The organism is Gordonia sp. 852002-50395_SCH5434458 (assembly GCF_001665905.1).
GTDB classification, from domain to species: domain Bacteria; phylum Actinomycetota; class Actinomycetes; order Mycobacteriales; family Mycobacteriaceae; genus Gordonia; species Gordonia jacobaea.
Map to the genome: position 1 here is coordinate 72,981 of NZ_LZTC01000016.1, position 11,091 is coordinate 84,071.

The 11,091-nt window shown below is 65.8% G+C and carries 7 protein-coding genes; 3 read left to right on the top strand and 4 right to left on the bottom strand.

The window, feature by feature from the left end; translation table 11 throughout:
* Nucleotides 1-58: 58 nt before the first annotated feature.
* A complete protein-coding gene (locus A5785_RS03360; RefSeq protein WP_049698213.1) occupies nucleotides 59-994 on the top strand; it encodes a hypothetical protein in 936 nt (311 codons plus the stop codon).
* Here A5785_RS03360 and treY read toward each other — a convergent pair.
* The 4 genes from treY to A5785_RS03380 all read right to left on the bottom strand — a co-directional run bounded on the left by treY (nucleotide 959) and on the right by A5785_RS03380 (nucleotide 9,169).
* Nucleotides 959-3,382, bottom strand: coding sequence for a malto-oligosyltrehalose synthase (gene treY / locus A5785_RS03365; RefSeq protein WP_049698212.1), 2,424 nt, complete (start codon nucleotides 3,380-3,382; stop codon nucleotides 959-961). The two genes, A5785_RS03360 and treY, sit on opposite strands and share 36 nt — an antisense overlap.
* Nucleotides 3,379-6,045 (bottom strand): glycogen debranching protein GlgX, encoded by a 2,667-nt coding sequence (gene glgX, locus A5785_RS03370; RefSeq protein WP_049698211.1) that lies wholly within the window; start codon nucleotides 6,043-6,045, stop codon nucleotides 3,379-3,381. Before glgX ends, treY begins: the two co-directional genes overlap by 4 nt.
* Before the next feature lie 158 nt (nucleotides 6,046-6,203).
* A complete protein-coding gene (locus tag A5785_RS03375; RefSeq protein ID WP_049698210.1) occupies nucleotides 6,204-8,405 on the bottom strand; it encodes an acyltransferase family protein in 2,202 nt (733 codons plus the stop codon).
* Between the two features lie 200 nt (nucleotides 8,406-8,605).
* Nucleotides 8,606-9,169 (bottom strand): TetR family transcriptional regulator, encoded by a 564-nt coding sequence (locus A5785_RS03380; protein ID WP_049698209.1) that lies wholly within the window; start codon nucleotides 9,167-9,169, stop codon nucleotides 8,606-8,608.
* Nucleotides 9,170-9,303: 134 nt separating this feature from the next.
* Here A5785_RS03380 and A5785_RS03385 point away from each other — a divergent pair, with 134 nt between their 5' ends.
* Complete coding sequence (locus A5785_RS03385; RefSeq protein ID WP_049698208.1) at nucleotides 9,304-10,605, top strand: adenosylmethionine--8-amino-7-oxononanoate transaminase; 1,302 nt, start codon at nucleotides 9,304-9,306, stop codon at nucleotides 10,603-10,605.
* Between the two features lie 44 nt (nucleotides 10,606-10,649).
* The coding region (locus A5785_RS03390) for an aminotransferase class I/II-fold pyridoxal phosphate-dependent enzyme (RefSeq protein WP_156527985.1) at nucleotides 10,650-11,091 on the top strand (442 nt) is incomplete at its 3' end.

Genomic DNA, 11,091 nt, shown 5'->3' on the forward strand with positions numbered 1-11,091 from the left:
GCGAAGCCGCACATCGCGCCCGCACCCGGGGCGGGCGAGCACACTGAACTGGAAGCACATGACAGCCGACAAGAACAGCACCGACGACAACAACGTCGACAAGATCGACTCCGACGACAACAGCACCGACAAGGTCGACACCGACGACGCGCAAGAAGTCGGCACCGGTAAGACACGCGCCGAGAAGGTAGATGCCGCAGCGTCGGACGATGTCCCCGAGCGGCAGGCTCCTCGGACGAAGAGTGCGCGTGCCGCGGCTCGCAGGTCCAGCGCAGCCGCCGACGGGACCCCTCAGGAGACTGCCGCTCAGAAGACCGAGGGCAGTGCATCAGGCGACGCGGCAGAGCCGGAGAAGAAGGAGCGCAAGGGTTCTCGCCAGGTCTCCGTCACCATCAGCACCGCGGGACTTCTCAAGGTGCTCGCAGGGATCGTGGTTGTCGCGCTGATCGTGGGTGTCGGACTGCTCGGTTGGGGCTACTACCGCGACCAACAGAAGTTGGCTGCCTTCGACGATGCGAAGTCGGCATCGTCGGTCTTCACGGTCAAACTCGTCAGCACGATGAATTCCGACGCCGTCGGCGACATGAAGACCCTGCTGGGGCCGCTGAGTACCGGAGAGTTCAGACAGAATCTCGAGCGTGAGCAGACTGACGGCTCCAAGGCGCTGCGCGATCTCAACGTCAAGGCCACTCCGACGGTCAAGTCGGTGTCGGTCGAGTCGTTCGACGCCGATCGTGCGTCGACCGCCGTGCTCGTCGAGGTGTCCGGCACGAGCACGATCGCGCCCAGCGGCGGTAAGGAGCTGATGCTCGTCTGGCTCAACCTGGTGAAGGAAGACGGTTCCTGGAAGGTGTCCAAACTCAGTGGGGCACAGGCCGGTTTGGGGCAGCAGCAGGGAGCGAGCGGTCCGGCCGCCGATACGCAGGGCGGTTCGCAGAGTCCCGCACCGGCCGCACCATCACCCGCCGCCCCTGCTCCTGCTCCCGGCGGCTGAGCCAACCGCGGCGACGTCGGCCCCAGTCGCCGACGCCGCGCCGGTTGCCACAGAGGTGTCACCGTCGCCTGCACGTACCAGGATGGCCACAGGGTTCGCGGCACGCAGTTCCCCGAGGTCTGCGACGCCCCGATAGACCTTGTCCGACAACACATCACGCCAGGTCCCCGAGGGTAGGTCGAGGAAGGTCAGCGCCGCGTCGTCGATGAGGCTGTGGGTGAATCGGGCCGTCACGACGATCACCTCGGGCACCTCGTCGACGACGCGTCCGAACGCGATCGCGTGGTCGGCGCCCGGCCCGTCGGCGTAGAGCGGTAGGTAACCGCTATCGCGATCAAATGCTGCCGGACGTGCTGCGCGTACCGCGAGTGCCGCACGCACGACCCGCGCCTTGGGGTGATCGAGCGAACGGTCGTAGTCGACGGGGCGGCGGTTGTCGGGATCGACGAGCGAGTCGTCCCACCACTCGGTGCCCTGGTAGATGTCCGGTACGCCGGGGCACAGAAGCGCAATCGCCTTGCGTGCGAGCGCCTCTTGCTCCCACGCCGAGGCGATCCGCGAGACAAAACGTGAGATCAACTCGGCTGCAGCACCTTTGGTGATCTCGTCGATCCAGGCTTCGATCTGGCCCTCGAACTCCTCGTTGACGTCGGTCCACGATGTGTGCAGTTCGGCCTCCCGCGTCGCCTTGCGCGCGTAGTCGTACAGGCGCTGTCGGAGTTCGTCGCTGACGGTCGCGCTGCCGGGGGGATCACCGATCGGCCAGACGCCGATGATGTTCTGCAAGAGGAAGTAGCCGGTGAGGTCATCCGGCGGGGGCCAATTCGACCAGAGCTCGTCGACGAGGAGCGACCACCGTTCGGGTACCTGGGCGAGCAACGCGATCCGAGCGCGCACGTCCTCACCGCGTTTGGTGTCGTGCGTGCTGGTCGCCGTCATGGCCAATGGCCATTGCGCCGCACGAATCGCGTTGTGGTTGTGGAAGTTCTGCAGGCTCATGGTCGGGTCGGCGGGGTCGCTACCCACCTCGAGCGACGAGACGAGTCGCGCTGTCCGGTAGAAGAGGCTGTCCTCGATACTCTTGGCCGTCACGGCACCGCCGGTCTGTGCAAGCCGAGAACTCGCGGCACCGTCGTGCGTTGTCGCACTGATCACGGTATCGATGGCAGCAGCGAGATCTGCTCTGCGCGCGGCTATCTCGGTCGCGGTGGTGATCAGTAGGGGACGCAGTGACGGATAGTCGGCGCGGTACACGGGTAGTGCCGCGATCAGCTCTGCGGTCGCTTCGGCGACCGCGTCCGAATCGGCGTCGGGATCAGAGTGAGTGATCGCGCGGACCAATCTGCGGTGTTCGCTGCCGAACTTGTCGTGCAGCGTCTGCAGTTTGCGTTCGCGCTCCTGTGTGTGCAGCCAATGCGAGTCACCCGGTACGCCGGTGACGCGCAGGTGGATCTCGTCGAGTTCGACGACTCCCGACGGTGCGGTGAACACCGCGTCGATGATCCGCATCTGGTCGTATCCGGTCGTCCCCTCGACGGGCAAGGTCGGTTCGAGTTGTTCGTCGGCCGCCAGGATCTTCTCGATGTACAGCAGTGAGTCGGGACCGATGTCGCTTCGCAACTCGTCGAGGTACGCCATCGGTTGCCAGAGTCCGTCGGGATGGTCGACGCGTAGGCCGTCGATGAGCTCGGCGTCGAAGAGTTCGTTGATCCAGGTGTGCGTTGCGCGATAGACCTCATGGTCTTCTTGGCGTAGGCCCGCGAGCTCGTTGACCGTGAAGAATCTGCGGTAGCCGATGAGTCCGCTGTCCCACGGCACCAGCCGATAGTGTTGGCGCGCATGCACATCCTGTGCGCTACCGCCGAGAGTTCCTGGTGCGGTAGGGAATTCGTGGTCGTAATAGCGCAGAACGCCGTGCGAGTCGACGGTCAGCGGCGACAGGTCGCCGTCGGAGGCGACCACGGGGATCGCGATCTTGCCGTCGCAACCGTTCTCCGACGAGAAGTCGACGTCGAAGTACGACGCGTACCGCGATCCGGAGCCGCGCCGGAGTAGATCGGCGAACCACGGGTTGCGCATCACCTCGGCGACACCGGTGTGGTTGGGCACGATGTCGATGATGATTCCCAGGCCATGCTCGGACGCCGCGATCCGGAGTGCGCGGAGCCCCTCGAGGCCACCGAGTGTGGCAGACACCTGGGGTGGTGGAACCCAGTCGTAGCCGTGCGTCGACCCGGGCATGGCGGTCCCGATCGGTGACAGATAGATGTGGCTGATGCCCAGCGCCACAAGGTGATCCAGGATGCCGATGGTGGCGGCGAAGTCGAAATCCGGTGTCAGTTGTACCCGGTATGTGGCGATCGGGCGTTGGCGATCGCTTGTCGTCATGCCAGTGTGCGCAAGACGAGGAGTGAACGCGCGCCGATCGTGACCGTGCTGCCGCAGGGCGCCGACTCGATGTGGGAGTCGCCCTGCGGATGTGTGGTGTCCAAGACGCCCTCCCACTCGTGGCCGAGCCGTTCGGAGGCCAACGTGAACTCGATGTCCTCGTAGTGTGCGTTGAAGCAGATCATGAAGCTGTTGTCGGAGATGACCTCACCGCGTTCGTTCTTCTCCGCGATGCCGTTGCCGTTGAGGAAGACTGCGAGGCTCTTGCCGAATCCGCTGTCCCAGTCGGCGGTCGTCATCGCCTCGCCCGAGGGCGTCAGCCACACGATGTCGAGCATGTCCTCCCCCCATCGGATCGGCTTGCCCGCGAAGAAGCGTCGACGTCGGAACACCGCATGCTTGGTGCGCAGGTCGATGGCCTTGCGGGTGAACGCGAGAAGGTCCGAATTCTTGTCGGCGAGAGACCAATCCATCCACGCCAGCGGCGAGTCCTGGCAGTACACGTTGTTGTTGCCCTGCTGGGTACGACCGATCTCATCACCGTGCGCCAGCATCGGGGTGCCCTGCGACAGAAACATCGTCGCGAGGATGTTGCGCTGTTGGCGCGCGCGGAGCTCGTTCACCTCCGGATCGTCGGTGGGACCCTCGACGCCGCAGTTCCATGACCGGTTGTGGCTCTCGCCGTCACGGTTGTCCTCACCGTTGGCCATGTTGTGTTTCTCGTTGTACGACACCAGGTCTCGCAACGTGAAGCCGTCGTGCGCGATGACGAAGTTGATACTCGCCGACGGTCGCCGGCCCGTGGACTCGTAGAGATCCGACGAACCGGTGAGCCGAGAGGCGAACTCTCCCAACGTCGCAGGCTCACCGCGCCAATAGTCGCGCACGGTGTCGCGATACTTGCCGTTCCACTCTGTCCACAGCGGCGGGAAGTTGCCGACCTGATAGCCGCCCTCGCCGATATCCCACGGTTCGGCGATCAGCTTCACCTGGCTGACCACCGGATCCTGTTGCACCAGATCGAAAAAGGCCGACAGGCGGTCGACGTCATGCAGTTCGCGGGCGAGCGTCGACGCGAGGTCGAAGCGGAAACCGTCGACGTGCATCTCGAGCACCCAGTAGCGCAGCGAGTCCATGATGAGCTGCAGCGTGTGAGGATGGCGTCCATTGAGGCTGTTGCCGGTGCCCGTGTAGTCCATGTACATCTCGGGCTGACCGTCGACGAGTCGGTAGTAGGCGCCGTTGTCGATGCCGCGGAAGCAGACGGTCGGACCGAGGTGGTTGCCCTCGGCGGTGTGGTTGTAGACCACGTCGAGGATCACCTCGATGCCTGCGGTGTGGTACGCACGTACCATCGCCTTGAACTCGGTGACGGCACTGGCGGGCTGATCCGGATTGGACGCGTACTCGAGGTGCGGCGCGAAGAAACCAAACGTGTTGTAGCCCCAGTAATTGCGTAAACCCTTGTCGCGCAGCACGAAGTCCTGCATGAACTGGTGCACGGGCATGAGTTCGATCGCCGTGATGCCAAGCTCTTTGAGGTGGTCGATGATCACCGGGTGGGCAAGGCCGGCATAGGTGCCACGCAACTGCTCCGGGATGTCGGGATGGGTCGCGGTCATGCCTTTGACATGCGCTTCGTAGATGACCGTCTGGTGATAGGGGCGTCGTGGCGCGCGGTCGTGCTGCCAGTCGAAGTACGGGTTGATGACCACGGACAACATCGTGTGACCGAGTGAATCGAGTTGCGGCATCGACGGCGACCGGTCGGCCGACACGTCCTCGGCGGGCGAGATCGTCTCCGTGTCGGCATCTTCGATGAGGACTTCGGCGTCGTCGGTGGTGGTGTCGGCGTCTTCGACGGGGGTCTCGGTGTCTTCGACGGTGTTATCGGCGTCAGCTGAGGGGTCGTCGGCCTCGCCTGTCGACGGGCCCGCGTCTCCGTTGGCGGTCTCGGTCGCCGATTCCTCGGACGCCGAGGCTCCGGTGTCCGCGGTGGGGTTGTGCGCGCCGGCAGTGGTGGCCGACGAGGTCTCGTAGTCGTCGGAGTCGGGGTCGGCGGTGGCGCGCAACGACTGTTCGGCGGGGACGACGGGCGGTTCACCACCATCGTCGTCGGACTCGGACGACGCCATCGGATAGGAGAACAACGACTCGTCGCCGTCGAAATCCCCGTGAAATGCCTTGCCGTACGGGTCGAGCAGCAGCTTCGACGGGTCGCAGCGCAACCCGCTCGCCGGATCGTAGGGGCCGTGGACGCGATATCCGTAGAACTGGCCTGGGCCGATGTTCGGCAGATAGCAATGCCAGCAGTAGCCGTCGACCTCGTCGAGACGAATGCGACGCTCGTGCCCGTCCCTGTCGATCAGACACAGGTCGACGGCCTCGGCGACCTCGGAGAACAGCGAAAAGTTGGTTCCCACACCGTCATACGTTGCGCCGAGCGGATATGGCGTACCCGGCCAGACCGGGATGGGCTCGGGCTCGGGAGCGACGAGCGCGTCAGCCTGTTCGGGGCTGTCCGGCGGCAGCGATCCCGGCGTCGACTCTGATGTACGCGGGGGAGTGGCCGTCGTCGCGTCGGCTGTCTGTCCGACGCTCTGGGCATCGGTGCCGGGTGCCGGCTCGTGAGGTGCCGTGTCGTCGGTCGGCGGTACGGTCATGCCCACCTTTTCGCAGTCATGCCATGACCCTAGTCGCGATAGGCGCCGTCTTCATCTCGGGGAAAAGCCGCACTCGTGTGCGTTAGACGACACCCCCACGGTCGGTCTGCATCGGCGTACTCCGCGAGGAGGTCGCTGAGCCGACGGCGGCTGGCGCGTCAGCGGTGGTTGGGACCGGTCCAGGGCAGGGCCTGTGTCATCTGGCGTTCGAGCTCGTCGGTCAGACTGCGCACGTACGTCGCGCTCAGATGATGCCAATCCTTGTAGACGATGATGTTTCCCACGACTGCCGGGCATTCCGTCGGGGTGCAGATGCCGTTCGACACGTCGAGCGGATGGAACAGTGGCTTGCCGTCGGCGAACGGCGCTGCGGGATCGGTCGGGGAGAGCACCCGCGCCCGATCGGAGCCGCATTCGGATGCGGTTCCGCCGTCGGACAGGCACGTCGGGGTGTCGAGGGCGCCCGTCGGCCCCATTGGCCACGGTGTGTCGCGCATGCCGAGAACGGGGATGCCCGCATCCATGAACTGCGTGAAGATCGGCTTGTAGTCGTCGGGCATCCAGTCGCCCGGCTTGTAGTCGCGTGGACGGGTCGAGTTGGTGAACACCGCGTCGGGTTTGTCGGCGATCACCTTCGCCATCACGCGCTGCACCCAGTCGTGGCATTGCGGATACGGCACACCCCGCTGCTTGGGCACCAGCTCGGTGGACAGCGGGCACCCCATCTTCAGGTATGTCGTGACCTTGAAGTGGTTGCGCTTGCCCAGCTCGTCGAGCGCGGTGATCCAGAACTCGGCGTGCGAGCCACCCGCGAGGGCAATCGTCCTCGTCGCGGTCGGGTCGCCGTAGACGCCGACGTGGATCTCCGGGTCCTCGAACGAACTCATGAAGCCCTGCGTCGAGGTCTCCGGGAAGTCGCCGAGCACTGCCAGCGGTGTCGGTTGGGGATCGAGCGCGGGCACCGGCCAGCCGTTGAGCAGAGCGCGGGCGCCGGGGTAGGAGTGCGGGTCGAGATTCGCTGTGTTGACGACGGTGTTCGCGACGTGCCGGTCCCATGCATTGACCCCGACCGCGACGCCGATCGACAAGACGACCAGCACGGTCGTCACCACCGACGTGTAGCTGAGCCAACGCGAACGTCCCTGTCGGTCGCCGCGGGCCAGCTTCGCGCGGTCGCCGCCCCGCAGCGGATCCTCGACGTAGCGCTTGGTCAGCCAGGCCAGACCGATGGACACGGCGAGGAGCCCGATGCCCTCGATGACGTTGGCGTGGTCTTTGCCGCGCCAGGTCAGATAGAAGATCAGCAGTGGCCAATGCCAGAGGTACAGCGAGTACGCGATGGTGCCGAGCCATACCGGTACCCGGCTGGACAGCGCACGGTTGACCGCCGGTTGCGACTGATCGATCGCTTCATGCCTCGACCGAGGACGCTCGAGTGCGGTGGCTCCCGCCCAGATGATGACGAGCGTCGAACCGACGGGCACCAGTGCCCACGGACCCGGGTACGAGTCGACGCCGTCGATCCACCACCCACAGGTGATGATCAGGCCGAGAGCGATGATCGCCGCACCGTTGCGGATCCAACGGGGAACGTGCCAGCGCGGCAACCAGATGGCGAGCAGACCGCCGGCGAGTGGCTCCCACAGGCGCGAGAGGGTGTCGTAGTAGTTCCACTGTTGATTGACGCCCATCCGCATGTGCGCCCAGTAGAACGAGACAGCGGCGACCGCCAACAGTGCGAGGCCGACGAGAAGACGGATCGTCTTCGGCTCAGCGATCGGTCGGATGATCGCCGACAGCAGCTTGATCGTTCCGGCCGCGATGACCGCGGCGAACAGCATGCCGACGAAGAACTGCCCCTGCACCGACATCGACCAGATGTGCTGCAGCGGACTGTTCGCGGAACTCGCCGCGAGGTAGTCCTGCGAGTTCAGCGCCAGATACCAGTTCTGGTAGTACAGCGCCGACGCACGCAGCTCGCGCCCGATGTTGAGCCAGCGGGTCTGCGGAAGGATGACGACGGTCAGGATCGCGACCGCGATGAGGACCGTGAACAGCGCCGGGAGGAGTCGGCGCAGCAGTCGTTTGAGGCGCGGCCACGGGTTGAGCGCCTCGATGAACGTGACGTGCGACGTCTGGCTGTTGATCGCGTGACGCAGCAGCGATCCGATGAAGAAGTAACCCGACAGTGCGAGGAAGACATCGACGCCGCCGGACACCCTGCCGAACCAGATGTGGAAGCAGGCAACCAGCATGATCGCGATCCCGCGGAGGCCGTCGAGATCGGTGCGATACGCGGGGAGCGGTGGGACGGGCTCGTTCCGGTTAGGGGTCGTCACCACTTGGGTTGGGGCTGCCACGTCAGTCGTGCTTGCTTCCGTGTCGGGGGCTGGGACGAGTCGGTGGCGACCTATCCACACACACGCGCGGTGGACGACAACCGCCGTACTCCGCGTAGGAGGCTACCCGCCGCAACTGTGAAAAACCCATTCCAGCGGGTCCGACACACTGAGCAGAGGGGTGTCGCGACGACGCAGAGGGGTGTCGCGACGACGTCGGGTCAGTGAGTGGCGCGCGCCCGGTGTCGAGCGCCGTCGAGTAGTACGCCGAGCGCGTCGTCGAATTCTGCTGCGAAGTCGCGACCCGACGGGCCGGTGACCCCGAGCCGTTCCATCTGGGCCCGCGTCTGTTCCTCGATCGTCAGCCCGATGATGAGCTGGCATATCGCGGTGGCGACTCCATGTGCGTCGCGCGGGCTCAGTCCCCCGGAGAGCGCGACGTCGGTCAGGTCGTCGGACACCGTTCTCGTCGCGAGTCCGCTGGCCCACGCCGACGAGACCACCTCCGCGCTGTCGGGAACAGCGAGCAGCGCCGTCCGCATCCCGATCGCGATGTCGGCGAGTCTGGCGTCCCACGGCTGATCGGGGTCCGACGGGTCGATGTCGCCGAGGATGTCGTCGGCCAGCGCGGCCAGCAGCGACTGCTTGTTGGGAAAGTGCCAGTACAACGCGTTGGGGCGGACACCGACTTCAGTTGCCAGCCTGCGCATCGAGAGGTCGGCGAGGCTGTAGTCGGTCAGGATGCCGCGCGCGGCGCGCAGGACGTCGGCGCGGTTGTTGCTCACCGCGTCAGGGTATCCAGGCCGTCCGGCCGTGACGCAACCTGTACAGCGTTCAGGAGGAGCCTGTACAGTGTCCAGGAGTTCGGACCTGAACGGTGTCCAGGACCACTCTAAGCCGGCGAGGAGGGACGCACCACATGGATGCAGCCGACATCAGCCGCGTCGACGCAGCACACATCTGGCATCCCTACGGCGCCATGCCGTCTCCGACGCAACCGCGTGTCGTCCGCGGCGCCGACGGTGTGCGACTCACACTCGCCGACGGCGGTGCGGTCATCGACGGAATGAGCTCGTGGTGGGCCGCCATCCACGGTTATCGCCACCCGGTCCTCGACGCCGCGGCGCGCGATCAACTGGAGTCGATGAGCCACGTGATGTTCGGCGGATTGACCCACGAGCCCGCCGCGCGGCTCGCGCAGTTGCTCGTCGACATCACACCAGGACCCCTGCAGAAGGTGTTCTTCTGCGATTCGGGTTCGGTGTCGGTCGAGGTCGCGGTGAAGATGGCGCTGCAGTATTGGCGCAGCCGTGGCAAGCCGGAACGCACGCGACTGCTGACCTGGCGCGGTGGGTACCACGGCGACACCTTCACCCCGATGAGCGTCTGCGATCCCGAGGGCGGGATGCACGCGATGTGGCGTCGAATTCTGGCCGACCAGGTGTTCGTGCCTGCCCCGCCCGCGGAGTTCGATGCCGACTATGTCGACTCCATAGAGGCCGCTGTCGTTGCACACCGCGACGAACTCGCCGCGATCATCGTCGAACCCGTTGTGCAGGGCGCAGGCGGTATGCGCTTCCACGACCCCGCCTATCTCGGCGAGCTGCGTCGAATCTGCGATGAGCACGACCTGCTCTTGATCTTCGACGAGATCGCCACCGGATTCGGGCGCACCGGCGAGCTGTTCGCCGCCGACCACGCGCGCGTCTCGCCCGACATCATGTGTGTCGGCAAGGCGCTGACCGGCGGCTACCTGACGTTGGCCGCGACGCTGTGCACCACAGCGATCGCCGAGACGATCAGTGCGGGTGAGGCCGGTGGATTGGCGCACGGTCCCACGTTCATGGCCAATCCGCTCGCCTGTGCGGTCGCGGTCGCCTCCACCGAACTGCTGCTCGACGGTCCGTGGCGACGCCGCGTCGCCGACATCTCCGACCTGCTCGCGCGAGGACTCGCGCCACTGACCGACGTGGCCGGGGTTCGTGATGTCCGCACGTTCGGGGCCATCGGCGTCGTCGAACTCGACGACGAGGTCGACATCGCCGCGGCCACGGATGCCGCCGTCGACGCCGGAGTCTGGTTGCGGCCCTTCCGCAACCTGATCTACACGATGCCGCCGTTCGTCTGCACCGACTCCGACGTCGAGACGATCTGCTCCGGAATCGCCGCGGCCACAACGGCGTCGTGTGCACAGTTGGTCGGCGCGGGAGGTGCCCGATGACACCGGATCACGCCACACTGGGCTCCGAGTTCGGCGAGGTCGACATGCTGCGGGCGGCCGGCACGACGGTCGACGACGCGTCGGCGCTCGACTGGCTCACCGACGCCGCCGCGGCGCGCGATTCGGCTGGGCTGCACCGTGTCCCATTCGTTCGTGAGGCCGGAGCGTCGATGCTCAACCTGGCGTCCAACGACTACCTCGGACTCTCGACGCACCCCGCAGTGCTCGCAGGTGCGCATGCCGCGCTGGATGAGTTCGGGGCGGGGGCTACGGCGTCGCGCCTCGTCGCGGGAACCACGCGGTTGCACGTCGACTTCGAGGACGACATCGCCGACTTCATGGGTTTTGATGCGGCACTGTGCTTTTCGTCCGGCTACCTCGCCAACGTCGGAGCCATCACCGCGCTCGTCGGCCGCGGCGACCTCATCGTGTCCGACACCGGAACCCACGCGTCACTCATCGACGGATGCCGACTGTCGCGTGCGC

Coding starts and splice junctions, on each gene's coding strand:
- A5785_RS03385 (WP_049698208.1), top strand. CDS start 9,304: ATGGATGCAGCCGACATCAGCCGCGTCGACGCAGCACACATCTGGCAT.
- treY (WP_049698212.1), bottom strand. CDS start 3,382: ATGACGACAAGCGATCGCCAACGCCCGATCGCCACATACCGGGTACAA.
- A5785_RS03360 (WP_049698213.1), top strand. CDS start 59: ATGACAGCCGACAAGAACAGCACCGACGACAACAACGTCGACAAGATC.
- glgX (WP_049698211.1), bottom strand. CDS start 6,045: ATGACCGTACCGCCGACCGACGACACGGCACCTCACGAGCCGGCACCC.